Origin of the sequence: Massilia agri (assembly GCF_024753255.1) — a bacterium.
Classification (GTDB): Bacteria; Pseudomonadota; Gammaproteobacteria; order Burkholderiales; family Burkholderiaceae_D; genus Telluria; species Telluria agri.
Genome location: NZ_JANUHA010000019.1, coordinates 12691 through 38281 on the forward strand (window position 1 = coordinate 12691; position 25591 = coordinate 38281).

Here is a 25591-nt window from a genome sequence, read left to right on the forward strand (position 1 = left end):
TGTCAAGATAACGAACAAAAAGTGGAGACGCCATGCCCCGCCCCGCATCCATCGAGGACCACGCCGATCGCGGCCTCGACCCCGTGCTCGATGTCCTGATCGTCGGCGCCGGCCTGTCCGGCATCGGCGCGGCCGCCACCCTGCAGCGCCGCTGTCCCGGCAAGCGCTACGCCATCCTGGAAGCGCGCGAGGCCATGGGCGGCACCTGGGACCTGTTCCGCTATCCCGGCATCCGCTCCGACTCCGACATGTATACCCTCGGCTATGGTTTCCGCCCCTGGCGCGAAGCCAGGGCCATCGCCGACGGCCCGGCCATCCGCGCCTATGTGCGCGAGACGGCGCTGGAGAACGGCATCGACCCCCATATCCGCTATGGCCACAAGGTCACGAGCGCCAGCTGGTGCAGCCGTGACGCGCTGTGGACGGTCGAGGCGCTCCTGAACGACGGTTCCACCCGCCGGATCCGCGCCCGCTTCCTCTACCTGTGCAGCGGCTACTACAGCTATGACGAGGCCTACCGCCCGCGCTTCGAGGGCGAGGAGGCCTTCGGCGGCCGCATCGTGCAGCCGCAGTTCTGGCCCCAGGACCTCGACTACACCGGCCGGCGGGTGGTCGTGATCGGCAGCGGCGCCACCGCCGTGACGCTGGTGCCGGCGATGAGCGAGCGCGCGCTGCACGTCACCATGCTGCAGCGCTCTCCCAGCTATGTGGTGGCGCGGCCCGGGCGCTACCGCTTCGCCGAACGCATGCGCGCCCTCTTCCCCGAATCCCTGGCCTGGTTCCTCACCCGCTGGCGCGTGATCGCCGAGAGCATGTTCCTCTACTGGCTCGCGCGCAGCAAGCCGGAACTGGTCAAGAAGAAGATCGTCGGGATGGCCGCCCAGCAGCTGGGATCGAAGGAAGCGGCGGCCGAGCACTTCACGCCCACCTACAAGCCCTGGGACCAGCGTGTCTGCGTCGCGCCCGACGGCGACCTGTTCAAGGCGGTCCGCAAGGGCAAGGCCTCGGTGGTGACGGACCACATCGCGCGCTTCACGGACAAAGGCATCCTGCTGCAGTCCGGCCGCGAACTGGAAGCCGACCTGGTCGTGATGGCCACCGGCCTCACCCTGCAGCTCTTCGGCGGCGCCTCGCTGGTGGTGGACGGCCGCGCGATCGACCCCAGCCGCGCCATGTCCTACAAGGGCATGATGCTGAGCGACGTGCCGAACTGCGCCCTCGCCTTCGGCTACACCAATGCGTCCTGGACCCTGAAGGCCGACCTCACCGCCGAATGGGTGTGCCGCCTGCTGCGCCACATGGACGCGCGCGCCCAGGACGTGGCGGTGGCGCCGCGCGCCCCCGGCGTGCCGGAAGCACCCTTCCTCGACTTCAATTCCGGCTACGTCGAGCGGGCCCGCCACCTGCTGCCCAAGCAGGGCGCCCAAGCACCCTGGCAGGTCTACCAGAACTACCTGCGCGACCTGTACACCATCCGTTTCGGGCGCATCGAGGACGGCGTGCTGCGCCTGGCGCCGCGCACCAGCCAGGCCGCCACCGGGCGCGAGGGAGCCGCCGCATGAAGCTCGCGAACCGTGTCGCCGTGGTCACCGGCGCCGGCGGCGGCATCGGCCGCGCGACCGCCTTCTCCCTGGCGCGGCGCGGCAGCCACCTGGCCCTGGCCGACATCGACGGCCCCGCCGTCGAACGGGTGGCCGAGGAAGCGCGCCGGCTCGGCGTGCGCGCCACCCACCACCTCCTCGACGTCGCCGACCGCGCCGCCGTCCACGCCTTCCCCGGCCTGGTCGACGGCGCCCATGGCCGCATCGACCTCTTGATCAACAATGCCGGCGTAGCCCTGGGCGGCAGCTTCGAGCAGCTCGCGCTTGAAGATTTCGACTGGCTCATGGAGATCAACTTCCATGGCGTGGTGCGCATGACGCGCGCCTTCCTGCCGCATCTGCGGCTGCGCGACGAGGCGCGGATCGTGAACGTCTCCAGCATCTATGGCATCATCTCGCCGCCGGGCCAGAGCGCCTACTCGGCCAGCAAGTTCGCGGTGCGCGGCTTCAGCAACGCGCTGCGCCATGAACTCGAAGGCACGACGGTGGGCGTGAGCGTGGTGCATCCGGGCGGCGTGGCCACGGCGATCGCGAGGAATGCGCGGGCGCCGAGAGACGCGCCCAGGGACGAGATCGAGCGCGGGCGGGCGATCGCCCAGCGCCTGCTGCGCATGGCGCCCGAACGGGCCGGCGAGATCATCGTGCGCGGCATCGAACGGCGCCAGGCCCGCATCCTGGTGGGCGGCGATGCGAGGTTCGTGGCGATGCTCGAACGACTGAGCCCCATCCATTACCGGAAACTCTTGAAGAAAGCGACGGGACGATGAACCTGGCTTCCATCCTGCTGTACGCGAGCGGCGCCCTGGTGCTGCTCCTGCTGCTGCTCTACCAGTTCAGCATGCGCACCGCGCGCCGCATCGAAAGCGCCCTCCCGCCCACGGGCCTGTTCGTGGAAGCCGGCGGCGTGCGCCTGCACGTGCGCGACGAGGGCGAAGGCCCGGCGCTGCTCCTGATCCATGGCCTGAACGGCCAGATGGCCCATTTCGATTACGGCCCCGTGCGCGCGCTGTCGCAACGCCACCGCGTCGTCACCATCGACCGGCCCGGCTCGGGCTACTCCTCGCGGCCGGACGGCGTGCCCGCCGACCTGGCGACCCAGGCGCGCGCGATCGCGGCCCTCATCGACCGGCTGAACCTGGGGCGGCCGACCGTCGTCGGCCATTCCCTGGGCGGCGCGGCCGCGCTCACGCTCGCCCTCGACCATCCCGGCAAGGTCGGTGCCCTGGCCCTGATTGCGCCGCTGACGCACACGGACGGCACGGTGCCGCCGGCCTTCCGCGCGCTGGCCATCGAGTCCGCCTGGCTGCGCACCCTGTTCGCCTGGACCCTGGCCGTCCCGGCCGGCATCGCGGGCAGCAAGCGGGTGCTGCGCCAGGTCTTTGCGCCCGAACAGCCTGTGCGCGATTTCGCCACCCGCGGCGGCGGCCTGCTCAGCCTGCGGCCAAGCCAGTTCCTCGCCAGCGCAAGCGACCTGCTGGCCCTGCGCGAGCACATGCCGCGCCTGGAGGAGCGCTACGGGGAACTGGCCGACCTGGGCATCCCGGTGCACGTGCTCTTCGGCCGGGGCGACCGTATCCTCGACTGGCAGGTGAACGGCCAGGCGCTGGCCGACAAGGTGGCCGGCTGCCGGCTCGAACTGGTCGACGGCGGCCACATGCTGCCGGTGACCCAGGCCGCGCGCATCGCCCGCTTCATCGAGGAGGCCGTGGCGGCGCGCCAGGCCGCGGCGGCGTGAACATGGACGTGATTCGCACGCCCCGCCTGGTCCTGCGCGGCTGGCGCCGCGAGGACGCGCCGGTGTTCTACGCGATCAACCAGGATGCGCGCGTCCATGAATTCCTGCCGGGACCCATGAGCATGGAGCAGGTGGAGGCCTTCATCGCCTTTCAGCTGGCGCTGTTCGCGCGCACCCGCGCCTGCTACTTCGCGCTCGAGACCGAGGGGGCGCTGGCCGGCTTCGTCGGCCTGAAGCGCCATGACGCGGACAGCCTGCTGCCCTTCGCGCCCTGCACCGACATCGGCTGGCGCCTGGCGCCCGCGTACTGGGGCAAAGGGATCGCCGGCGAGGCGGCGCGCGCCTGCCTGGCCTATGGTTTCGGCGAACTGCAGCTGGAGGAAATCGTGTCCTTCACCGTACCGGAGAACCTGCGTTCGCGGGCGGTGATGGAAAAGCTGGGCATGCGCGAAGACACCGGGGGCGGCTTCGCGCACCCGGCCCTGCCGCCAGAACACCGACTGTCACGCCATGTGCTGTACCGGCTGCGGCGCTAGCTCTCCGCGCCGCCTGGAGCTGGCCCTCTACCTGCGCTCAGCGTTCGCGGTCCGCGGTGCCCTGGTCGTACTGGGCGGGATCGGTCTCGGCCGGGTCTTGCAGGTCCGCGCCCTGGCGGTTGGCGCCCTGCTGGCCGGACTGGCGGTTGCCCTTCGCGCCGGCGATGCCTTCCATTCCCGTCTGGATCTGCCCTTTCTCGCTGCCTCCCTGGAAAGCCTGCTCGGATTCCTCATGGGTGGTGTTGCCGGCCAGTAGGTCATCGGTGCGGCTGGCGGACTGCCGGCTGCCTTCGCCGCCCATCGCTCCGATATCCCCGGTGCCCCCGCTCCCGACGCTGGCGGCGCTGCCGGTGCCGTCCTTCGTCGTCTGGTGGTAGTTGCGTCCCTTGGCGTCCTTGCCTTCGGATTGCATCGACATATGGCCTCCTGGTTTCCTTGGTATCGGAATGCCATGATAGACCCTGCGCCGGCCTGCACGAATAGGCGCAGGCCAGCGTTTCCTGTAGGAGTCAGCCTAAGGCGTCGATGGGCTGCCGCCCAAGCGCCCTGACCAGGCTTTGCAGGTCGTAGGGCTTGCGCAGCACCACGGCATCCGGCCAGTTCGCCACTTCGCCGTTGCCGGTCGCAAACACGATCCGGATGCCAGGCACCTTGCTGCGCGCCTGGGCCGCCAGCGCGTCACCCGACATGCCCGGCAGCTGCACATCGGTGATCAAGATGTCGGTCTCGAGCGTGATCATGGACAGCGCGCTCTCGGCATCCCCGGCCGCGCACACCCGGTGCCCGAGGTGCTCGAGCAGCGCCGCGGTGTTGGCGCGGATCGCCTCTTCGTCTTCGACCAGCACGATGGACAGGCCGCCGGCCTCCGGCACGTCCTGCGGCGCTTCGGCCTTGCTCTTCTGCCGCGCCAGCACCTGGCGGATCCTGCGCGCCAGGCGTTCGCGCGTATAGGGCTTGCCGAGCAGTTCCACGCCCGGGTCGAGACGCCCGCCGTGGACGATGGCGTTCTCCGTATAGCCCGAGGTGAACAGCACCGCCAGGTTCGGCAGGCGCTCGCGCGCGATGCGCGCCAGCTCCGGGCTGCGCAAGGTGCCAGGCATGACGACGTCGGTGAACAGCACGTCGATCGGCACGCCGCTCTCGATCACCGCCAGCGCACTCGACGCGTCGGATGCCTTGAGCACCCGGTAGCCGAGCTGGGTCAGCATCTCGACCACGGTGGCGCGCACCGCCTCGTCGTCCTCGGCCACCAGGATCGTCTCGTTGCCGCCGACGGCGCCCTGCTGCTCCACGGGGCCGATCGGCTCTTCGGCCGCGGTGCTGCGCGGCAGGTAGAGCTTGACCGTGGTGCCCTGGCCGACCTCGCTGTAGATCTTCACGTGGCCGCCCGACTGCTTCACGAAGCCGTAGACCATCGACAGTCCCAGGCCCGTGCCCTTGCCTTCTTCCTTGGTCGAGAAGAAGGGTTCGAAGGCGCGGGCGGCCACTTCCGGCGGCATGCCGGAGCCGGTGTCGGTCACGGCCAGCATCACGTACTGGCCCGGCATCACGTCGCCATGGGCGCGGCAGTACATCTCGTCCAGCACCGCGTTGGTCGCTTCGATGGTCATGCGGCCACTGCCTTCCATGGCGTCGCGCGCATTGATGGCCAGGTTCAGCACCGCGTTCTCGACCTGGCCGACGTCCACCGCCGTGTTCCACAGGCCGCCGGAGATCACCATCTCGATCTCGATCTCCTCGCCCAGGGCGCGGCGCAGCATGTCTTCCATGTTCGCCAGCAGGCGGCCGACCTTGATCACCTTCGGTTCGAGCGGCTGGCGGCGCCCGAAAGCGAGCAGGTAACTGGCCAGCTTGGCGCCCTTCTCGACGGCCGAGCGGGCGCTCTCGATCCAGCGCAGGGCGTCCCTGCGCGCCTCAGGGTTGTCGCCGGCCATCTGCAGCAGCTGCAGGTTGCCCGAGATGATCTGCAGGAGGTTGTTGAAATCGTGGGCCACGCCGCCGGTCAGCTTGCCGATCGTCTCCATCTTCTGCGACTGCTGCAGGGCCAGTTCGGTGCGGCGGATCGCTTCCTGCTGCTCACGCTCGGCCGTGATGTCGCGGCCGATCGCGTGCACGAAGCCTTCGTCGGGCGCCGCCGTCCACGACAGCAGGCACCAGCTGCCGTCCTTGCGGCGGTAGCGGTTCTCGAACTTGTTGACGTAGCCGCCGCGCCCGAGCGCCGCCATCTGGGCGATGGTGGAGGCGCGATCGTCCTGGTGGACCAGCTCCATGAAATTGCGGCCCACGATGTCGGTCTCTGACCAGCCCAGCAGCGCGCCGAAGGAGGGGCTGACCGCCTCGACCCGGCCGTCGAAGCGGCAGACGAAGAGGATGTCCTTGGACAGCCGCCACATGCGGTCGCGCTCGGCCGTGCGCAGCGCCACCTGTCCCTGCAGGTCGTCGTTCAGGGCCGCGTAGCGCTGCGCGGTGGTCTTCTGCTCCTCGATGTCGGTATTGGTGCCGACCCAGCCGATCACCTCGCCGTCGTCGCCGCGCAGCGGCACGGCCCGGTTCAGGTGCCAGCGGTAAGCGCCGTCGGCGCGGCGCAGGCGCACCTCGGACTCGAACCGGGTTCCGGTGGCGACCGATTCGCTCCAGCGCGCGCGGATCGCCTGCAGGTCGCCCGGGTGGATCATGCGTCCCCAGCCATCCTCCACCAGCGCCGCATGGTCGTAGCCGCTGTAGCTGAAAATGGTGTCGTTGAACCAGTTCAGTCGCCCGCTCGCATCGGCCGCCCAGACCTGGTTCGGCATCGCCTGAGCGAAGGTGCGGAAGCGCACTTCGCTCTCGCGCAGGGCGCGTTCGGCAAGCACGCGCTCGGTGACGTCGCTGCCCTGGACGAAGATGCCGATCACGGCGCCGTCTTCGCCGCGCACCGGCTGGAACACGAAGTCGAGGTAGTGCTGGCGGCTCTCGCCGTCGGCGCCGGTGAGCCAGATGGGCGTCGCCTCGCCGCTGTGCGGCCGGCCGCTGGCATAGACGTCGTCGAGCAGGCGCAGGAAGCCCTGGGAAGCGACTTCGGGCAAGACCTCGCGTACGGTGCGGCCGACCACGTCGGCGCGCTCGACCAGCCCGAGATAGGCTTCGTTCACCAGCTCGTAGCGGTGTTCGGGACCGACCAGGGTGGCGATGAAGCCGGGCGCCTGGGCGAACATGGCGCGCAGGCGATCCTGCTCGCCGGCCAGGTAGCGCTCGGCGCGCACCTTGTCGGTGGTCTCCGTCACCAGGGCCAGCACGCCGACGATGGCGCCGCAGCCGTCGACGATGGGCGAATAATCGAGGTTCAGCCAAACCAGCTCGGGCACGCCGTGGCGCCGCAGGTCCAGTTCGGCGTCGCGGTAGGACAGCGTGCCGCCGGCCATCACGACGCGCATCACGTTGTCGTTGAAGGCGGCTTCGTCGGGCCAGCTCTCGCGTACCGGCACGCCGAGCTGCCAGGGGTGGCGCTCGGCCGCGATCCGGGCATAGCCCTCGTTGTAGATCATGATTCCGTCCGCGCCCCACATCGTCACCATCGGCACCGGCGAGCGCAGGATCAGCTCGACCGTGTTGCGCAGGACCGGCGACCAGCCGGCGATGGGACCGAGACTGGTGGCGCTCCAGTCGTATTCGTCGATGATCTTGCCGAGTTCGCCGCCGCCCTGGGCGAAGGACCGGGGTACTGCCGCTGCATCTTGCGCCATGCTGGATGAATGTTTTTTTGTGAAAGGAACAATTGTAATATCTGGATACCAATCCTGATACAAGAATGTGACAGTACGTACGCACCGAGGACACAACCGTTTCATTATTGCAAGGTACAATCCTTGACACTTTCGACAACACCGCCATGCATCCCGACCTCCGCGCCCTCGTCGTCTTCGCCGACCCTTCCCTGCACCGCTCGCGCATCAGCCGCCGGGTGGCCGACGCCGCCGCAGGCCTGCCGGGCGTGCAGGTACAGGATCTCTACCAGCTCTACCCTGACCTCTACATCGATGTGCGCCGCGAGCGCGCCCTGCTGCTCGATGCGCCCCTGGTCGTGTTCGTGTTCCAGCTGGCCTGGTATGCGATGCCGGCCCTGCTCAAGGAGTGGTTCGACACCGTCCTGAAACCCGAGTGGGCGCGGCCGGACGGGCGCCTGGCCGGCAAGGGCGTCTTCGCCGCGGTCGCCTGCAACAGCCGCCTGGTCGATTACGGCCCGGGCGGCGCGCACGGGCGCCCCCTCGACGATTTCCTCGTCCCGCTGCAGCAGACCGCGCTCGCCTGCGGCATGCGCTGGCTGCCGCCGCATGTGTTCTACGGCGCCGACCACCCGGACGAGCATGCCGCCGAGCGCCACGCCGGAGCCCTGCGCGCACTGCTCGCCACCGCCGGAGACCTCCATGGAACATGATGTCCTCGTCAATGCCCTGGTCTACCTGGGCGCCGCCGTGGTCGCGGTGCCGGTCGCGAAGCGCCTGGGCCTGGGCGCCGTGCTCGGCTACCTGCTGGCCGGTATCGCCATCGGGCCCTGGGGTCTCGGCCTGATCCGCGAAGTCGAGACCATCCTGCACTTTTCCGAGTTCGGCGTCGTGCTGCTGCTCTTCGTGATCGGCCTGGAGCTCGAGCCGCGGCGCCTGTGGGCGCTGCGCCGTTCGATCTTCGGGTGGGGCAGCGCCCAGGTCGCCGGGGTCACCATTCCACTCGCGCTCGTGGCCATCCTGCTGGGCGTGGACTGGAAAGTGGCCCTGATCGCCGCCCTTGGCCTCTCGCTGTCCTCGACCGCGATCGCGCTCACCACCATGCAGGAGCGTAACCTCATCCCGACGCCGGCCGGCCAGGCCGGCTTTTCCATCCTGCTGTTCCAGGACATCGCCGCGATCCCGATGATCGCCCTGGTGCCGCTGCTCGGCGTGCCGGACAGCCATGCGGGCGGGGGCTGGATGGCGGCGCTCAAGGCGGTTGCCGTGATCGCCGGCCTGGTGCTGGTGGGGCGCTTCCTGGTGCGGCCCGTGCTGCGCTTCATCGCGCGCACCGGCATGCGCGAGATCTTCACCGCCTTCGCCCTGCTGCTGGTCATCTCGATCTCGCTCCTGATGGCCTACGCCGGCATGTCGATGGCCCTGGGGGCCTTCATGGCCGGCGTGCTGCTGGCCGACTCGGAATACCGGCACGCGCTGGAAACCGACCTCGAGCCCTTCAAGGGCCTGCTCCTCGGTCTCTTCTTCATCGCGGTCGGCATGTCGGTGGATTTCGGCGTCTTCCTGGCCGAGCCCCTGCGCATCCTCCTGATCGCGGCCGGCTTCCTGGCCGTCAAGCTCTTGGTCCTGTGGCTGCTCGCGCGCAGCTTCGGGATGGCCGGGCGCCAGCGCGTGCTGTTCGCCTTCCTGCTTTCGCAGGGCGGGGAGTTCGCCTTCGTGGTGTTCGGCGCGGCCGCCGCGGCGCGCGTGTTCGACCCGGCGACAAGCTCCCTGCTGGTGGTCGTGGTGGCGCTGTCGATGGTGGCGACGCCCCTGCTCCTGATCCTCTACGACCGGATCCTGGAACCGCGCTGGCAGGCGCGCAAGCAACGCGCCGCCGACACCATCGAGGAAAACGCCGGCCACGTGATCATCGCCGGCTTCGGCCGCTTCGGCCAGATCGTAGGGCGCCTGCTGCACGCCAACCAGGTGCCGCTCACCATGCTCGATCACGACCCGGACAACGTCGACACGCTGCGCCAGTTCGGCTTCAAGGTCTTCTACGGCGACGCCACCCGCACCGACCTGCTGCATGCCGCCGGCGCCGCGCGGGCGCGCGCCCTGGTGCTGGCGATCGACGGCATCGAGGACAGCCTCAAGCTGGCCGCCGCCGTGCGCGCCGAGTTTCCCGACCTGCCGGTCCTGGCGCGCGCCCGCAACGTCACCCATTACTATGAGCTGATGGACCTGGGCGTGACGGTGATTGAGCGCGAGACCTTCGATTCCGCCCTGATGCTGGGCCGGCGCGCGATGGAAGAACTGGGTTTCGGCGCCTATCTCGCGCGCCAGGCGGCGATGCGCTTTCGTGAGCACAATCTCAAGAGCGTGCTCGAGGTTTATCCGTATTACAAGGACCGCGAACAGTACGTCTCGATGGCGCGCCGCGCGCGCGAAGAGCTGCATGCGATGTTCGAGCGCGACTTCGTCGCGATGCGCGGCGAGGACGACGCGGGCTAGTCGCGACAAAGGTGTCTAGACAAGTGTCGTAAATTTGCGTCGCGGCGTTCAGTTGCCGCGCGCAATCGCTATACTTGCGGCGCCGGGCCGGCCTTGTCGCCCGCCTCCATCTCAGCGGCCCGCCGCCAATCCCGTGACCACTCCCGACATCCGCTCCAGCACGCCCCATGGGTTGTCCCTGCTCGCCGACGAAAACGCCGCCCTGATCGACAATGCGCTCGACCTGATGGCCGTGGTCGACGTGCATGGCATCATCCTGCGCGTGAACGCAGCCGCCATCGCCCTGCTCGGCTATGAACCCGCCGAGCTGGCCGGCCGCCACTACGACGCCCTGGTCCACCCCGAGCAGCATGCCGAGGCGCATGACATCCAGTCCAGCCTGCAGCAGGAGCATCCGGAACGTCCCGACATCCTGCTGCGGGTGAGGCGCAAGGATGGCCGGGTCATCCTGATGTCGGTCGCGGCGCGCTGGTCCGAAGCCCACCAGCGCATGTTCGTCACCGCGCGCGACGTGTCCGGACACGTGCAGGCCAGGCAAGCGCTGGAGCGTTCCGGGATCGCGCTGAACGGCATGCTGGACAGCATCGGCGACGCCTTCTTCGCCATCGACCGCGACTGGCGTCTCACCTACGCCAACCGCAAGGCGGGCGACTTCGTCGGAGTCGATGCAAGCGCCGCCATCGGCCGCCTTCTGCTGGACGTGGCGCCCGACCTGCTGCACTCGCCCACGCTGCTGCGCTACCAGCAAGCGATGGCAAGCCGCGAGGCCGCGACCTTCGAGGCGTTCTGGGGGCCCCGGGCGGTCTGGCTGGAAGTGCGCGTCTATCCCCACGGCGACGGCATCTCGGTCTACTTCCACGAGATCACCGCCAGGCGCGAGGCCGACCAGGCCTTGAAGAAGAGCGAACAGCGTTTCCGCAATCTGTTCAACCAGGCCGGCGACAGCATCATGATCGTGGACGGCGAGCTGGGCATCGTGTCGGTAAACGACCAGGCCTGCGCGCGTTTCGGCTACACGCGCGAGCAATTCCTGCGCTTGCGCGCCACCGACGTCAACTCCGGCCTGCTGGGTGCGACCGGCCTGCTGGCGGGACTGCGCGCGGGCCAGGCACAGCTGCTGCGCATGCAGAAGCAGTGCAAGGACGGCAGCACCTTCCCGGCCGAAGTGCAGATCTCGCGCTTCGACGACGCGGGCGAGGAATTCTTCCTGGCCGTGATCCGCGACCTGAGCGACCGCGAACAGGCCGAACGCCAGCTGCGCGAGAGCGAGCAGCGCTTCCGCGAAGTCATCGAGCTGACCCCGAGCGGCTACCTGCTCGCCGACCGCGAAGGCGCCCTGCTGGACGTGAACCCCACCCTGTGCGCCCTGTCCGGCCATGCGCGCGAGGAGCTGCTGGGCGTCCGGCTGGAAGCGCTGTTCCTGTCCTTCCCCTGGGCCATCCTGCAGGACGGCAGCGAGGGCGAGTCCGCCGTCCAGGGCGTCGAGGCGGTCCTGCGCCACCGCCAGGGCTACCACATCCACGTGCTGTTCAACGGCATCATCGAGCGTGGCCCGGACGGCCGCACCGTCTCGCTCACCGGCCTGATGACCGACATCACGGGGCGCAAGGCGGCCGAGAGCCGCTTGCGGCAGCTGGCCACCCACGACACCCTGACCGGCCTGCCCAACCGCGCCCTGCTGGGAGAACGGGTGCAGGAGATGCTCGAGGCCTGCCGCCCCGGCAGTTCGGTGGCGGTGATGTTCCTCGACCTGGACCGCTTCAAGGAAGTCAACGACTCCTTCGGTCATGAAATGGGCGACGTGCTGCTGTGCGAGGTGGCCAGGCGGCTGCGCCGCGTGATCCGGCCGAGCGACGTCATCGCCCGCCTGGGCGGCGACGAATTCGTGGTCGTCGCCGACTGCGCCAGCGGCCGGCCCGCCGCCGAGTGCATCGCCGCCAAGCTGCTCGACGTGCTGACCGCGCCCGTCACCGTGGGCGGCATCGACGTGATCGTCGGCGCCTCGATCGGCATCAGCATGTTCCCCCACGACGCGACGACACGCGAAACCCTGTTCCAGAGCGCCGACACGGCCATGTACCGGGCCAAGGACGCGGGCCGCAACCGCTACCGCTTCTTCGAACCGGAAATGACGGTCGCCACCCAGGCGCGCATGGCTCTCGAGGTGTCGCTGCGCCCGGCGCTGGCGCGCGCCGAGTTCGAGCTGCACTACCAGCCGCGCATCGACCTGCACACCATGGCACCGGTGGGCATGGAGGCCCTGATCCGCTGGAACCATCCGGAGCGCGGGCGCGTGCCGCCCCAGCAGTTCATCGCGATCACCGAGGAGACCGGCCTGATCGTCCCGATCGGGCGCTGGGTGCTCCAGGAAGCCTGCATGCGCACGCGCGCGCTGATGGCGGACCTCGGCCGCAAGATCGTGGTGTCGGTGAACGTCTCGGCGGGCCAGCTGGGCAATTCGGGCTTCGTGGACGAGGTGCGCGAGGCCCTGGCGCAGACCGGCTTGCCTCCGGACTGCCTGGAACTGGAGCTGACCGAGAGCGCCCTCATCGAGGACATCGAACATACGGCCTCGATGCTGCGCGAACTCAAGCGCGTCGGCGTCGCCCTCGCCGTGGACGACTTCGGCACCGGCGCCTCGAGCCTGGCCTACCTGCGCCGCTTCCCCATCGATGTCCTGAAACTGGACCGCTCCTTCGTGCTGCAGAAGGACGGCAACGTCACCACCTCGGACTTCGTCAAGGCCTTCGTCGACCTGGCCCACGCGCTGAACATGGCGGTGGTGGCCGAGGGCGTCGAGACCGAAGAGGTGCTCCAGCTGCTGCGCCAGGCGCGCTGCGACCAGGCCCAGGGCTACCTGCTGGCGAAACCGATGCCGCTGGACGAGCTGCGCGCACGTTTCACGCAAAGCGCTCCTGGTACTCGCTCGGCAGCACGCCCAGCTGCGCCGTGAAGGCGCGCCGCAGATTGTATTCGCTGCCATAGCCGCAGTCGCGCGCCGCCTGCTTGACGCTCACCCCGGGCCGTTCGAGCATGCGGCAGGCGCTTTCCATCCTGAGGCGACCGAGGAGCTGGGCCGGCGTCAGCCCCGCCTCCTCGCGCAGGCGCCGGTGCAGGGTGCGCACGGAGAGCGCGCAGGCCTCCGCCATCTCCTCGATCCGCACTTCCTGGCGCAGGCGCGGCCGCAGCCATGCCGCCAGCCGCGCGTGCACCCCGTCGTCCTGGGACTGGGCCAGCAGTTCGGCGCTGAACTGCCGCTGGCCGCCGGGCCGCTTGAGGAACAGCACCAGGCGCCTGGCCACGGCCAGCGCGCGCTGCCGCCCCAGGTCTTCTTCCACCAGGCTCAGGGCCAGGTCCATGCCGGCGCTGATGCCGGCCGAGGTACGGAACTTGTCGTCGCGGACGTGGATCGCGTCGTCGAGGACACGCAGGGATGGATGTTCGGCGCGCAGCGCCTCCACGTCCTGCCAGTGCGTGACGACGCGGCGTCCGTCCAGCAGGCCGGCGCGGGCCAGGACGAAGGCGCCGGTGCAGACGGCGCAGCAGCGCGCCACCTGCCCGCTGGCCGCGCGTACCCAGTCCAGTGCAGGGCTCGATTCCGCGGGGAGGTCACGCACCCTGCCGCCCGCGACGATGAGCGTGGCCTTGTCCAGGCATGCGGCCGGCAGTTCCTCCGCCAGCAGGCTCACGCCGGACGACGACGCGACCGTCCCTCCCCCAGGTGCGGCGATGCGCACGCGATAGGGAGGCGGCAGGCCGGCGTCGACGGCTTCGTCGTTCGCGCTCGCAAAGACCTGGGCCGGCCCGGTGGCGTCCAGCAGCAGGAAGTTCGGAAAGACGAGGATCCAGACGTCGATCGGGGAAGCGGTGTGTGTCATGATGGCAGATATTCAACGATCGATGGCAGTCCTGTCAATGCGTAGGCGGCTACACTGGCGCTCCCCCTACTTTCGATCGATCGCATGCGCCTCCTGCTCTCCCTGTTCCTACTGCTCCTCTCCTGCCCCGTCCGCGCCGACCGTCTCGATGAAGACATCGAGCGCGAAATGGCGCGCCGCCACGTTCCCGGCATGGCCGTCGCCGTCCTCAAGGGTGGCCGGATCGTGCGCGAGCGTGCCTATGGCCTGGCCAATGTCGAGCATGGCGTGAAAGTGACGCCGGCTACCGTGTTCCAGTCCGGATCGGTGGGCAAGACCTTCACCGCCGCGCTCATCCTGCTGCTGGCCGAGGACGGCAAACTGAGCCTCGACGATCCCGTCTCGCGCCACCTGCCGGAATCTCCGAAAGCCTGGGACGGCATCACGATCCGGCACCTGCTCACGCATACGGGCGGGCTGGGCGAGCCTTACCAGAAGATCGACCTGCGCAAGGACTATACGGACGCGGAACTGATCGCCATCGAAGCTTCGTTGCCGCTGCTGTTCGCGCCGGGCGAGCGCTTCAGCTACAGCAACGCGGGCTACCACCTGCTCGGCTTCATCGCCACGCGGGTCGGCGGCAAGCACTGGAGCGAGCAGCTCCGCGAGCGGATCTTCGCCCCGCTGGGCATGGGCGCGCGCGTGATCGACGAGGCGGAGATCGTGCCGCACCGCGCGGCGGGCTACGAGTGGGTGGACGGCAGGCTGCGCAACCAGTCCTGGGTCTCGCCCAGCCTGAACGCGACCGCGGACGGCGCCCTCTACCTGACTGCGCGCGACCTCGCCCTGTGGGACCTGGCCCTGCGCGGCAAGCGCATCCTCGATGCAAGGCTGCAGGCGGCCAGCTGGTCGCCGCCGCGCCTGGCGGACGGCAGCGCCTCGCCCTACGGCTACGGCTGGTTCGTGGGCGAGCAGAACGGGCGCCGCACCATCCTGCATGGCGGCGCCTGGCAGGGCTTCAAGGCACTCATGACGCGCTATGTCGACGACGACATGACGGTCATCGTGCTTGCCAACAGCGCCATTGCGCGTGTCGGCAAGATCGGCGACATGGTGGCAGCCCACTATGTGCCGGCGCTGGCGCCGGTGCGCGCCAAGGCCATTCCCGACCGCGAACCGATGTTCGCCGCCCAGGCTAGAGAGGCCATGGCGCGACTGGCTGCAAGGCAGGCTCCGGCGAAGTTGTCCGCGAACGAAGCGGAACGCTTCACGCCCCGCTGGATCGGCATCCTGGCTGACGAGATCGCGAATGCCGGCCCGCTTGGCGCAGTCGAGCTGCTCGAACGCAGCCAGGAAGGGAGCACGCAGACCTCGCGCTACCGCTTCCTCTATCGCGACGTGCCGATGCTCGTCACGGTGACGCGCGCGTCCGACGGAACGATCGAACGGCTCGGTGTCGGGCTCGAATAGCCCTCCGTCCATACAAGCCCCCTGCCGAAACGATGTAGGATGAGATTTTCGGCATGGATGAAATCGATTGATGAAACCCGAGATCGCGGTATTGGGCAGCGTATGGACCGAGGAGGTCCTGCGCGCACTGGATGGACACTACACCTGCCACTTCCCGGCGCGCATGGCGCCTGATGAGCGCGCGGCCTACGAGCGCGACGTCGCGCCGCGCATCCGCGCCGTGCTGACCACCGGCACCGTGGGCCTGGATGCGGCCGGCGCCGCAGTGTATCCGGGCCTGGAGATCGTCTCGGTCCACGGGGTCGGTGTCGATGCCGTCGATCTCGACGCCATGGCGGCCCGCCGCATCGTCGTCACCAACACGCCCGACGTGCTGACCGAGGACGTGGCCGATCTCGCGGCCGCGCTGCTGCTCGCCGTCTCGCGCCGGCTGCCGCTGCTGGACCGCTATGTGCGGGCCGGGCACTGGGAGGAAAAGCGTCCCCTGCAGCCGGCACGCAGCCTGCGCGGCAAGGTGGCGGGCATCTACGGCTACGGACGCATCGGCCAGGCGCTGGCAACGCGCCTGCGCGCCTTCGGCATGGAGATCCGCTACTTCCAGCGCAGCGCCGGTCCCGAACCGCAGCTGCGCTGCGACTCGCTGCGCGAACTCGCCGCGGCCAGCGACTTCCTGGTCCTGTGCGCTCCCGGCGGCGCGGCCACCCGCCATGCCGTGGATGCGGCGGTGCTGGACGCCCTCGGCCCCGAAGGCACGCTCGTGAACATCGCGCGCGGTTCGGTGGTGGATGAGGCCGCCCTGGTCGAAGCCCTGGCCAGCGGCCGCCTTGGCGCGGCGGCGCTGGATGTGTTCGCGGACGAGCCGCGCGTGCCCAAGGCACTGCGCGGCATGGACAATGTGGTCCTCACGCCCCACGTCGGCAGCTTCACGGTGGAGACCCGCCGCGCCATGGCCAGCCTGGCGGTCGGCAACCTCGATGCGCATTTCGCGGGCCGGCCCGCCCTGACGCCGGTGGGCTAAAGTAGTGCGAGGCCCGCCGGCGCCTGCTGGCGCGTGAAGGTCGGCCCGTCGGTGGTGGGCCGGCCGCCTTGCCACACGAGCCGGTCGATGCACATGCGCCGCCCGGTCATGGCCGTGTCCCAGGCGTGGTAGACGATCCAGTCCTGGCTGCCGTCGGGCGAGGTGGTGAAGGAATTGTGGCCGGGACCGATGACGTTCGGCGCTCTGGACCGCATCAGGAGCGCTTCCTCGCTGCCTTCCGGGCGCGTGAAGGGCCCCAGCGGATGGTCGGCGACCACGTAGCTGACGCCATAGTTTTCCTTCTCCCAGGCGCCGCCGCTGTAGAAGCAGTAGTACCTGCCGCCATGGACCAGCACGAAGGCGCCTTCCACGGTGTGCCAATCGTAGACCGCGTCGTACATCGCGCGCTGCTTCTTGAACAGGTGCCAGTCGGCGTGCGGGCGCGCCACCGTGCGCGGCCTGCCTTCCAGGCGGTCCATCGCCAGCAGGCGGTCGACCACGATGCCGGTGCCGATGCGGTGGTCGTCCTCGAACTCCAGGAAATCGACGCAGTAGTAGAGGTACCACTGGCCGTCCGCATCGCGAAAAGGATGGGCGTCGATCGAGAACGGCTGGTCCGGCACCAGGAGCACGCCGCAATCCTTGAAGGGACCCACGGGATTGTCGGCCACCGCCACCCTGAGCTTGTGGTGCTTGCCTTCCACGTCGCCGCGCGAGTAGTACAGCCAGAACCTGCCCTCGCTGTAAGCCACTTCGGGCGCCCAGAAGTGATCAAGCCCCGGTTCCATCAGCGCGTAGCCGGCCGGATGCCAGTCGACCAGGTCGTTCGACACCAGCACCGGGAAGCGCCCGCCGCCGGGGCCGTCGGGTGCGGTGCCGTAGGCGAAATACCGCCCCTCGTGCTTGAGCACGAAGGGGTCGGCCATGATCTCCGGATAGACCGGGTTGCAGTAAGTCTTCTGCATCGCTTCCTCACATCTGGTAGCGCAGGCTGATGCCGTAGGTGGTCGGGTTGTAGCGGATGTCGCGCGGGCGGATCGGGTCGCCCAGGTAGCTTTCGTAGCGTTCCTTCGTCAGGTTGATCGCGTCGAAGTTCAGCGACAGCTGCGGGGTGAGCGCGTAGCCCACGCTCAGGTCGACATAGGTCGCCGCCTTGACATAGCGGTTCTGGCCGAAGCGCGGTTCGGCGATCTGCTCGACGTACTTGCCGCGGCGGGTGGCCGCCAGGCGGCCGGTCCAGCGATCGCGCTCATACAGGAGCGTGAAGTTGTAGCTCTGGCGCGCGACCCCGACCAGCTCCGTCGTGGTGTACTCGCCGCTGTTGAGTGCGGTGCGGGTCTGGTTCTCGCCGTCGATCCAGGTGTAGTTGAACTGCGCGCCCAGGCCGCTCCAGGCGCCCGGCAGGAAGTCGAAGAACTTCTGGATGCCGAACTCGGCGCCCTTGAGCTTGCCCTTGCCGGAATTCTGCGGACGGGTCACGCGGTAGTTGACGCCGTTGATCGTCTCCTGCTGCTCGAAGTTCTGCAGGTAGCCATCGATATCGCGGTGGAACAGCGCGATCTGCGCGTAGCCGTTGTCCTTGAAGTAGTACTCGAGCGTCGCGTCGCTGTTGATCGACTCGGTCGGCGACAGCTGCGGATTGCCCGCCGTGCCGGTGCCGGGGGCGTTGACGGTCGGCGGGATCAGGGACAGGGCCGGGTTCAGCTGCGAGAACTCCGGACGCGTGATGGTCTTGCCGACGCTCAGGTGCGACTGGATGCGATCGGTCCAGTTGACCACTGCCGACACGTTCGGCAGGAAGTTGGTCTCGTCGCTGTCCTCGCTGAGCGGCGTGACGACGTCACCCACGCGCTGGTTGCCCTCGAGCTTGCGGTCGACCTTCACCAGGCGCCCACCGATATTGCCGGTCATGCCGATGCCGCCCAGCGCCGCCTTCCAGCGTGCGCCCAGGTGCAGGGTATAGGTGCGCTCGCGCTGCTCGAAGAGGCGCATCGGATCGTCCGGCACCCGTCCCGCCGGCTGGCCGTAGAAGGCGCGCACCCGGTCGGCCTGGTAGATCAGGAAGTCGCGCGAGGGCGTCACCCATGGGCCGCCAAGGCGGTCCAGGCCCGGCACCAGGGTCTGGAATTCCGGCCCGAAGGCCGCGACCGGCGTGGGGCGCACCGACCCGCGCGGCAGGTCGCTGGCGCGTTCGGCGCTGTGGTAGCTGACGTCGCGGTCCGACACGCGGATGCCGCCGGTGAAGGCGGTGATGAAGCCGTCGCCACCGAGGCGGTAGACGGCGTCGGTGCGGAACTGCGCCTGCTCGCCGCGCGATTCGCCCCAGTTCTGCACCATGCCGCGCAGGACGAACTGGTTCGGGTCGCGCAGCGGATTGCCGCTGGTCGGGGTGGTGACGCTGTTGTAGCCGCCGTGGCCGTCGCGTCCATAGGTGTAGACGTGGGCGCTGGCGCCGGGAATCTGCTGGTCGACGATGACGGTGTCGTTGATGAAGTCCGAGCGCGTGAAGGCCAGGTTGCTGTCGACCGAGAGCGGGCCTTCGCGGTACTTCAGGGCGAAATTGAGGAAGTGAGTGTCGGTGCGCTCCTTGACGCCCCAGGTGCTGGTGGCCGTGTAGGGGTCCCAGTCATAGGGGCCATCGAACTGCGCGGCCTGCGCGTAGGCCGACTGGATCGGGCAGATGCTGCCGTTCGGGGTGCGGCAGTAGTCGCCTTCGGGCGCCAGCACCACGTTGGTCAGGCGCGGGGTCCAGGTGGCGATGTTGAGGATGTAGTTGACCTGGCTCTTGCCGCGATAGCTCGTGCCGAGATACTGGGTCGTGAATTCGGTATTCGGGTTCACCTTCCACTGGAAGGCCGCATGGATGCTGCCGCGCTCGCGGTCGCCCGCATTGTAGATGCCGCCGATGTTCGGCAGTTCGCCGAGGCGGTCGCCGGGGTTCAGGGGCGCGATCGGCTGGTCGTCGTTCAGGCGCGTGGCCGTGCCGTCCGGGCTGACCGAGAAGATGCGGTCGGGACGGTCGACCCACTGCACCGGGAAGGCCCAGTGTTCCTTGTTGTAGGCGACGTCGACCAGGAAGCCCATCTCGCCCTTGCCGGTGTTCCAGCGATTGCTCATCAGGAGGCCGCCCCCGGGGTTGTTCTTCTCCCTGGTCGCTTCGCTGCCTTCGACGGAGCTGCGGCGGTTCTCCAGGAAGCCGGTGACGGTGTAGCCCTTGAAGTCGAAGGGTGCGCGCAGGCGCACGTTGACGTTGCCGGCGATGCCGCCCTCGAACTGGTTGGCGGTGGCCGACTTGTAGACGTCCAGGCCCGCGATCGACTGGACCGGCAGGTCCTGGTAGGACAGGCGGCGGCCGGTGCCGGTGAAGATCTCGTTGCCGTCGATGGTGGTGGCGACGTCGGGCAGGCCGCGGATAATGACGGTGTTGGTTTCGCCGCGGTCGCGGCCCACCTGGACGCCGGCGATGCGTTGCAGGGCGTCGCCGGCGGCGCGGTCGGGGAACTTGCCGATGTCGTCGGCATTGATCGAGTCCACCACCTGCTCGGCGTCGCGCTTGATCTGCTCGGCGGAGCGGATGCTGCTGCGGATGCCCGTCACCTGCACGGTGGCCACGGCGCCGCCCGCGGGCGCCGGGGCGGCCTGGGCGTCAGGCCCGGCCGCCGCGCGCGCCGCATCCTCGGCGGTGGGCTGGGACTGCGGATCAAGCTGCTGGGCTGCGCTTTGCGCGGCGGCGAAGCCGATATGGGCGCACAGCAGCATGGCTGCGGCGCAGACCGGCCGGACTGTCAAGGTCGTCATCGAGTGTCTCCTGAAAGCTGTGGTCGGCCTGCGGCCCTTCAAGGGCCGGGCCTGCCGATATTGGAATTCGTATTAGTCATAATTTATGACCAATATGACAAAAGCTATCTGAAATCGCGCTGTGGTGGCGCACTCAAGGACAGGGTGAAAACCGGTCAGGAAGCGCCCGGCGCAGCCACGGAATCGCGCTCCACCAGAGGGCAATCCATCTTCATGCTGGTGCGCCGGACCACGCCGCCATTGACCTGGGCAATCAAACTTTCCGCCGCCCAGCGCCCCATTTCGTAGTTCGGCAACAACACCGTGCTCAGCGGTGGCTGGGTGTAGCGGGCAATGTCCTGGTCGTCATAGCCGACCACCGAGACTTCGGCAGGGACGGACATGCCCAGCTCGCGCACGGCCTCCAGGGCGCCGACCGCCATCAGGTCGTTGGCGCAGAACAGGGCCGTGGGCGGCTCAGGCAGGCGCAGCAGGGCCAGCGCATGCTCGTGGCCGCTGCTGACCTGCCAGTCGCCCTCGCGCACCAGCCGGGAGTCGAAAGGAATGTCGCGCGTGGACAGGGCCTGGCGGTAGCCCTTCAAGCGCTCGGCCGCGGCCTCGATCCAGCCCTCGCCGTTGACGAGGCCGACGCGCCGGTGCCCAAGCTCCAGCAGGTGCATGGTGGCGGCAAAACCGCCCAGCACTTCGCTGGGCACCACCGAGGAATACAGGCGGTCGCGCGTATGGCAATTCAGGAGGACGGTCGGCACGGTGGCCAGCAGCGCCGGCACCGTGACCGCGCGCGTGAAGATGGTGGCATACACGACGCCGAGCAGGGCCGGATTGCCCAGCACCCGCCCCAGCACGGCGTTCTCGTATTCCGGATCACTGCGGGTGGCGAACACGCTCAGCAGGCAATCGTGCTCCCAGGCGGCGTCGCGCGCGCCGTCGATGGTCAGCATCGCGTGCGGGCTGGTCGAGAGTTCGTCGGTGAGATAGACGATCAGGTTGCGCTGCTGGGCGCCTTCCACTCCATGGCCATGACGCTGCACCGGATAGCCGATCTCGCGTGCGATGCGCAGCACGCGCTTGCGGGTCTCGCCCGACACCTTGGCCCCGCTCATCTGGTTGATCACCAGGGACACGGTCGATTGCGACACCCCGGCCAGCTTGGCGATGTCGGTCATGGTCGGCCGCCGCGGGCGGCCGCCCCCTCCCCCGGCGCTCACTGCGCCAGCGGCACCCGCGGCATCGCGGCGCCGTTCGCATCGAAGAGGTGGCCATGGGCCGGGTCGAAGCCCAGGCGCACGCGGGTCCCGGCCGTGGGACCCGCAGCGGCCCCTTCGGTGCGGCACTTCACCGCGATCATGTCCGGCACGCCCTCGGCCCTGGCATGCACGATGGCTGCGTCACCGAGGTATTCGACCAGGGCGACGGTCGCGGGAATGCCGCCGCTCTCCCAGTCGCCGAGCAGGCGCAGGTGCTCGGGCCTCACCCCCAGCGTCACCGGGCCGCCCGGCGCGGCGCGTGAGGCATCGGCAGCGACGTCCACGTGCACGCCGCCGGCCAGGCGCACGTGGGCGACGACGTCCTGCTCGCCCGCCAGCGCGCCCGGCAGGAAGTTCATGCGCGGCGAACCGAGGAAGCCCGCCACGAAGGTGTTCGCGGGCCGCTCGTACAACGCCACCGGCGTGCCGACCTGCTCGATGCGGCCGCCGTTGAGCACCACGATCTTCTGGCCGAGGGTCATGGCCTCGACCTGGTCGTGGGTCACGTAGATCATCGTGGCCTGCAGGTCGTGGTGCAGGCGCGCCAGTTCGACCCGGGTCTGGCCGCGCAGAGCGGCGTCCAGGTTCGAGAGCGGTTCGTCGAAGAGGAACACCTGGGGCTTGCGCACAATCGCCCGGCCGATCGCCACGCGCTGCCGCTGGCCGCCCGACAGGGCCTTGGGGCGGCGCTCGAGCAGGTGGCCGATCTGCAGGATCTCGGCGGCGCGCGCCACCCGCTCGGCGATCTCCGCGCGCGGCACGCCGGCCAGCCTGAGGGCGAATCCCATGTTCTCGGCCACCGTCATGTGCGGGTACAGCGCATAGCTCTGGAAGACCATGGCGATGCCGCGCCGGGCCGGCTCGACGTCGTTGCACACCGCGCCGCCGATCTCCACCGTGCCGGAGCTCACGTCCTCCAGGCCGGCGACGATGCGCAGCAAGGTCGACTTGCCGCAGCCCGAAGGGCCGACCAGCACCACGAACTCGCCATCCGCGATGTCGAGGTCGATGCCCTTCAGGACGGGGTTGTCCTCGTACTGCTTGGTGATGCCTGTCAGGCGCACAGATGCCATGGGGTCTCCGCGGGGTTCAATCGATTCATCCTTTCAGTCCGGTCGCGGCCAGGAAGCCGTGGGTCACGCGGCGCTGGAACACGACATAGGCCAGCGCCACCGGCAGCGCGCCGATCAGGGCCGCCGCCATCAGCTGGGCATAGCGCACGCCGAAGGCGTCGTAGGTCTGGGTCAGGCCGATGGGGATGGTCATCATGTCGTTGGACGTCACGATGATGAAGGGCCACAGGAAGTTGTTCCATGCGCCGATGAAGGTGACGATGGCCATCGCCCAGACGATGTTGCCGGACACCGGCAGGTAGACGCTCCACAGGATGCGCAAGGGTCCGGCGCCATCCATGACGGCGGCCTCGCGGAAGTCCGCGGGGATCGCGTCGAAGAACTGCTTGAACACGTAGATGACCACGGGCGCCACCACCTGGGGCAGGACGATGCCGGCATAGCTGTTGATCAGGCCGAGCTGGTTCATCATGCGAAACAGCGGCACCAGCAGGGCCTCGAAGGGCACGAGGAAGGCCAGCATGGTGATGGCGAACACCAGGGTGCGGCCGCGGAAGCGCAGCTGGGAAAAGGCGTAGGCCGCCATCAGACTCAGGGCCATGGTCACGACGGTGACGAGGAAGGCGACCAGGGCGCTGTTGAACAGCCAGCGTCCCACATTGCCGGCGGCCAGCACCTTGGTGAAGGCCGCCAGGGTCCAGTCCTGGGGCAGCCAGTGGAAGACGGCGGACACGGTTTCGTGCTCGGGACGCAGGGCCGTGCTCATCGCCCACAGCAGGGGCGCGACCCACATGGCGGCGAGCAGCAGCGCGGCGAGTGCGCCAACGATGGTCCAGCCGAGCCCTGCCCGCCTGTTCATGCATCCCTCCGCGACAGCCAGCCGACAAAAGCCGCCTGGGCCAGCGAGAGCGCGATCACGATGGCCACAAAAGCCATGGCGATCGCCGCCGCATAGCCGGCGTCGCTCTGGGTAAAGGCGGTTTCGTACATATAGTGCAGGGTCACGCGGGTGGTATTGAAGGGGCCGCCCGTGGTCATGATGTAGGTCTGGCCGAAGATCTTCATCGAGGCGATCAGCTGCAGCACCAGGGCCATGCCCGCCACCGGGCGCAGCGCGGGCCAGGTAATCGTGCGGAACAGGGTGAAGCCACGCGCCCCATCGAGCGCCGCCGCTTCGTAGAGCTCGGCCGGGATGTTGCGCAGGCCGGCCAGGAACATCAGCATGTTGAAGCCGACCGTCCACCAGATGGTGCCGATCGCCACCATCGGCATGGCCCAGGTCAGGTCGGCGAACCAGGCGCGCTGCATGCCGAGCACGTGGTTCACCACGCCGGAGGACGGCTGCAGCATCCAGTCGGCGATCAGGGTCATCACCGAGATCGGCAGCACGTAGGGCAGGAAAAAAGCGCCCTGCAGCCAGCTGCTCGCGCGGGTGAAGTGGTTCACCAGCAGGGCCATCACCAGCCCCAGCACCGTCAGCGGCACCACGGTGAGCAGGGCGAAATAGAAGGTGTTGCCGACCGCGGCCCAGAAGGACGGGTCCTGCACCAGGGTGACATAGTTGTCCAGGCCGACGAAGGCATTGGTGCGGGTCAGGCTGCTCTCCGTCAGGCTCATGTAGAAGGTGTCGAGCGCCGGCAGGAAGAAGAACAGGACGAAGGTGACGGCAAAGGGCGCCAGCAGCAGGGCTGCCGGCAGCGTGTCGCCTCGTTTCACGGTTGGTCGGTTGGCAGGCATGGGCTCGGCCTCAGTAGCGCGGCGGGCGCTTGCGGATCAGGCGCGCGGCCTCGGTCTCGAACATGCGCAGGGCCTGGCCAGGCGACAGCTGCGAGGACAGCGCCGCCGGCAGGTATTTCGAGGCCATGGCTTCCAGGGGCCCCGCCGCGCCCATATACCAGGCGTCCGGGTCGTAGATGACGTGGCGCGGCACCTCGGCATAGGCGGCGTTCGGCTGCAGCGCGCGCGCCGCCGGGGACTCGGCCACCGGCCGGTAGGCCAGCACGTGGCCGCCCTCGGCCCAGCCGAGCGAATTCTTGCTCACAAACGCAATGAAGCGCATCACGGCGCGCGCCTTTTGCTGCGACATCGGACGGCCCTCGTTGGCGGGAATCGCGAAGGCGTGGGAATCGGCCCAGACGCTGTCGTTGCCGAACATGCGCGGCAGCGGCACGATGCCATACTCGAAGCCGAGCGTGCCCTGCCTGGTGGCGCGCACCATTTCGGGAACTTCCCACACACCGTTGATCATGAAGCCGGCATTCCCGCCCATGAACTGGCTGGTCGACGCCGCGTAATCCAGGCCCGGCTGGGCATAGCCGGCCTTGAACCAGTTGCTGATGCGCGCCAGCGAATCGACGCCGGCCGGACCATAGGCAAAGCGCCCGTTCTCGATCAGTGGCGCGTTGCGCTGGGCCAGCATCGTGATCCACAGGCGCCAGATGGCATAGGAGCTCTGGCTGCTCTCCATCGTCATGCCCGGTCGGCCGGTGGCCTGCCGCACTGCGCGGAAGGCATGGGTGAGCGCATCGAAGCCCTCGATGGGCTTGAGCACCCCGGCGGCGTCCAGCAGGCCGGCCCTGCCCACCAGGGTCTTGTTGTAGTACAGGACCAGCGGGTGCAGGTCGAGGGGAATCGCGTAGGTCTTGCCGGCGTGCTGGGACTTCTGCCATTGGCGCGGATAGAAATCGCCCGGCGCCAGGCCCGCATCCTGCAGTTCGTGCGGCGCGATCGGACGCAGCACGCCGCCGCCGGCCAGGTTGGTCATGCGCGACAGGTGCACGGTGGCGATGTCCGGGCCGGCGCCCACGACCGACGAAGTGATCAGCTTGGTGTAAAAGGGTTCGCCCCACTTCAGCGTGGTGCTGACGACCCGCACCTCGCGCTGGCTGGCGTTGAAGCGCCGCACCAGATCGGACATGCGCGCGCCGTCACCGCCGCTGAGCAGCGTCCACATGCGGACCTCGACCTGCGCGCGCGCGGCCGTCGGCGCCGATAAGAGCAACGCGAGCACCGCGCCGGCGAGGCGCCACGCCAATGGGGTCAATCCTGTCTCCTGGCCT

Annotated in this window: 19 protein-coding genes; 9 read left to right on the forward strand and 10 right to left on the reverse strand. The window is 68.8% G+C overall.

The annotated features are described in order from the left end of the window. Positions 1-32: 32 nt before the first annotated feature. The 4 genes from NX780_RS21080 to NX780_RS21095 are packed head-to-tail and all read left to right on the forward strand — an operon-like array spanning position 33 to position 3872. Positions 33-1562: a flavin-containing monooxygenase gene (locus tag NX780_RS21080; RefSeq protein ID WP_258829845.1), complete on the forward strand. Its 1530-nt coding sequence runs from the start codon at positions 33-35 to the stop codon at positions 1560-1562. Further along, positions 1559-2368 (forward strand): SDR family NAD(P)-dependent oxidoreductase, encoded by an 810-nt coding sequence (locus tag NX780_RS21085; protein WP_258829846.1) that lies wholly within the window; start codon positions 1559-1561, stop codon positions 2366-2368. The genes NX780_RS21080 and NX780_RS21085 overlap by 4 nt, the downstream gene beginning before the upstream one ends. Then, positions 2365-3336, forward strand: a complete 972-nt coding sequence (locus NX780_RS21090; RefSeq protein ID WP_258829847.1) for an alpha/beta fold hydrolase — start codon at positions 2365-2367, stop codon at positions 3334-3336. The genes NX780_RS21085 and NX780_RS21090 overlap by 4 nt, the downstream gene beginning before the upstream one ends. A 2-nt stretch (positions 3337-3338) precedes the next feature. Next, a complete protein-coding gene (locus NX780_RS21095; RefSeq protein ID WP_258829848.1) occupies positions 3339-3872 on the forward strand; it encodes a GNAT family N-acetyltransferase in 534 nt (177 codons plus the stop codon). A 37-nt stretch (positions 3873-3909) separates the two neighbouring features. Here the strand turns inward: NX780_RS21095 and NX780_RS21100 are convergent, their stop codons facing one another. Next, on the reverse strand, positions 3910-4290 hold the full coding sequence (locus tag NX780_RS21100) for a hypothetical protein (protein ID WP_258829849.1): 381 nt from the start codon (positions 4288-4290) through the stop codon (positions 3910-3912). Between the two features lie 91 nt (positions 4291-4381). Further along, on the reverse strand, positions 4382-7594 hold the full coding sequence (locus NX780_RS21105) for a hybrid sensor histidine kinase/response regulator (protein WP_258829850.1): 3213 nt from the start codon (positions 7592-7594) through the stop codon (positions 4382-4384). A 146-nt stretch (positions 7595-7740) separates the two neighbouring features. On the opposite strand from NX780_RS21105, the gene NX780_RS21110 reads away from it, so the two are divergent. From NX780_RS21110 to NX780_RS21120, 3 genes are all read left to right on the forward strand, one after another. Continuing rightward, positions 7741-8286 carry an NAD(P)H-dependent oxidoreductase gene (locus NX780_RS21110; protein ID WP_258829851.1) on the forward strand — a complete coding sequence of 182 codons (546 nt, stop codon included), beginning with the start codon at positions 7741-7743 and terminating at the stop codon, positions 8284-8286. Further along, positions 8276-10069 (forward strand): glutathione-regulated potassium-efflux system protein KefC, encoded by a 1794-nt coding sequence (gene kefC, locus NX780_RS21115; protein WP_258829852.1) that lies wholly within the window; start codon positions 8276-8278, stop codon positions 10067-10069. Before NX780_RS21110 ends, kefC begins: the two co-directional genes overlap by 11 nt. Before the next feature lie 133 nt (positions 10070-10202). Then, entirely contained in the window at positions 10203-13022 is a 2820-nt protein-coding gene (locus tag NX780_RS21120; RefSeq protein ID WP_258829853.1) for an EAL domain-containing protein, read from the forward strand. On the opposite strand, the gene NX780_RS21125 is transcribed toward NX780_RS21120, so the two are convergent. Further along, positions 12970-13947, reverse strand: coding sequence for a GlxA family transcriptional regulator (locus NX780_RS21125; RefSeq protein WP_258829854.1), 978 nt, complete (start codon positions 13945-13947; stop codon positions 12970-12972). The two genes, NX780_RS21120 and NX780_RS21125, sit on opposite strands and share 53 nt — an antisense overlap. Positions 13948-14031: 84 nt before the next feature. On the opposite strand from NX780_RS21125, the gene NX780_RS21130 reads away from it, so the two are divergent. Both NX780_RS21130 and NX780_RS21135 read left to right on the forward strand, forming a co-directional pair. Beyond that, positions 14032-15396, forward strand: a complete 1365-nt coding sequence (locus NX780_RS21130) for a serine hydrolase domain-containing protein (protein ID WP_258829855.1) — start codon at positions 14032-14034, stop codon at positions 15394-15396. A gap of 70 nt (positions 15397-15466) precedes the next feature. Further along, positions 15467-16414 carry a 2-hydroxyacid dehydrogenase gene (locus NX780_RS21135; RefSeq protein WP_258829856.1) on the forward strand — a complete coding sequence of 316 codons (948 nt, stop codon included), beginning with the start codon at positions 15467-15469 and terminating at the stop codon, positions 16412-16414. Here the strand turns inward: NX780_RS21135 and NX780_RS21140 are convergent. The 7 genes from NX780_RS21140 to NX780_RS21170 all read right to left on the reverse strand — a co-directional run bounded on the left by NX780_RS21140 (position 16411) and on the right by NX780_RS21170 (position 25575). Further along, positions 16411-17379, reverse strand: a complete 969-nt coding sequence (locus NX780_RS21140; protein WP_258829857.1) for a glycoside hydrolase family 43 protein — start codon at positions 17377-17379, stop codon at positions 16411-16413. The genes NX780_RS21135 and NX780_RS21140 overlap by 4 nt on opposite strands. A gap of 7 nt (positions 17380-17386) precedes the next feature. Next, on the reverse strand, positions 17387-20212 hold the full coding sequence (locus NX780_RS21145; protein WP_258829858.1) for a TonB-dependent receptor: 2826 nt from the start codon (positions 20210-20212) through the stop codon (positions 17387-17389). 155 nt (positions 20213-20367) lie between these two features. Beyond that, positions 20368-21378: a LacI family DNA-binding transcriptional regulator gene (locus NX780_RS21150; protein WP_258829859.1), complete on the reverse strand. Its 1011-nt coding sequence runs from the start codon at positions 21376-21378 to the stop codon at positions 20368-20370. Positions 21379-21416: 38 nt separating this feature from the next. Next, a complete protein-coding gene (locus NX780_RS21155) occupies positions 21417-22532 on the reverse strand; it encodes an ABC transporter ATP-binding protein (RefSeq protein ID WP_258829860.1) in 1116 nt (371 codons plus the stop codon). Positions 22533-22557: 25 nt separating this feature from the next. Then, positions 22558-23391, reverse strand: coding sequence for a carbohydrate ABC transporter permease (locus tag NX780_RS21160; RefSeq protein WP_258829861.1), 834 nt, complete (start codon positions 23389-23391; stop codon positions 22558-22560). Further along, positions 23388-24248, reverse strand: coding sequence for a carbohydrate ABC transporter permease (locus NX780_RS21165; protein WP_258829862.1), 861 nt, complete (start codon positions 24246-24248; stop codon positions 23388-23390). Before NX780_RS21165 ends, NX780_RS21160 begins: the two co-directional genes overlap by 4 nt. Positions 24249-24279: 31 nt before the next feature. After that, positions 24280-25575, reverse strand: coding sequence for an extracellular solute-binding protein (locus NX780_RS21170; protein ID WP_258829863.1), 1296 nt, complete (start codon positions 25573-25575; stop codon positions 24280-24282). Positions 25576-25591 lie beyond the last annotated feature (16 nt).

Bases quoted from the DNA above. Each gene is read 5' to 3' on its own strand.
- NX780_RS21125 (WP_258829854.1), bottom strand. From the start codon at position 13,947: ATGACACACACCGCTTCCCCGATCGACGTCTGGATCCTCGTCTTTCCG.
- NX780_RS21090 (WP_258829847.1), top strand. From the start codon at position 2,365: ATGAACCTGGCTTCCATCCTGCTGTACGCGAGCGGCGCCCTGGTGCTG.
- kefC (WP_258829852.1), top strand. From the start codon at position 8,276: ATGGAACATGATGTCCTCGTCAATGCCCTGGTCTACCTGGGCGCCGCC.
- NX780_RS21160 (WP_258829861.1), bottom strand. From the start codon at position 23,391: ATGAACAGGCGGGCAGGGCTCGGCTGGACCATCGTTGGCGCACTCGCC.
- NX780_RS21155 (WP_258829860.1), bottom strand. From the start codon at position 22,532: ATGGCATCTGTGCGCCTGACAGGCATCACCAAGCAGTACGAGGACAAC.
- NX780_RS21130 (WP_258829855.1), top strand. From the start codon at position 14,032: ATGCGCCTCCTGCTCTCCCTGTTCCTACTGCTCCTCTCCTGCCCCGTC.
- NX780_RS21095 (WP_258829848.1), top strand. From the start codon at position 3,339: ATGGACGTGATTCGCACGCCCCGCCTGGTCCTGCGCGGCTGGCGCCGC.
- NX780_RS21140 (WP_258829857.1), bottom strand. From the start codon at position 17,379: ATGCAGAAGACTTACTGCAACCCGGTCTATCCGGAGATCATGGCCGAC.
- NX780_RS21100 (WP_258829849.1), bottom strand. From the start codon at position 4,290: ATGTCGATGCAATCCGAAGGCAAGGACGCCAAGGGACGCAACTACCAC.
- NX780_RS21150 (WP_258829859.1), bottom strand. From the start codon at position 21,378: ATGACCGACATCGCCAAGCTGGCCGGGGTGTCGCAATCGACCGTGTCC.
- NX780_RS21105 (WP_258829850.1), bottom strand. From the start codon at position 7,594: ATGGCGCAAGATGCAGCGGCAGTACCCCGGTCCTTCGCCCAGGGCGGC.
- NX780_RS21145 (WP_258829858.1), bottom strand. From the start codon at position 20,212: ATGACGACCTTGACAGTCCGGCCGGTCTGCGCCGCAGCCATGCTGCTG.
- NX780_RS21110 (WP_258829851.1), top strand. From the start codon at position 7,741: ATGCATCCCGACCTCCGCGCCCTCGTCGTCTTCGCCGACCCTTCCCTG.
- NX780_RS21135 (WP_258829856.1), top strand. From the start codon at position 15,467: ATGAAACCCGAGATCGCGGTATTGGGCAGCGTATGGACCGAGGAGGTC.
- NX780_RS21080 (WP_258829845.1), top strand. From the start codon at position 33: ATGCCCCGCCCCGCATCCATCGAGGACCACGCCGATCGCGGCCTCGAC.
- NX780_RS21085 (WP_258829846.1), top strand. From the start codon at position 1,559: ATGAAGCTCGCGAACCGTGTCGCCGTGGTCACCGGCGCCGGCGGCGGC.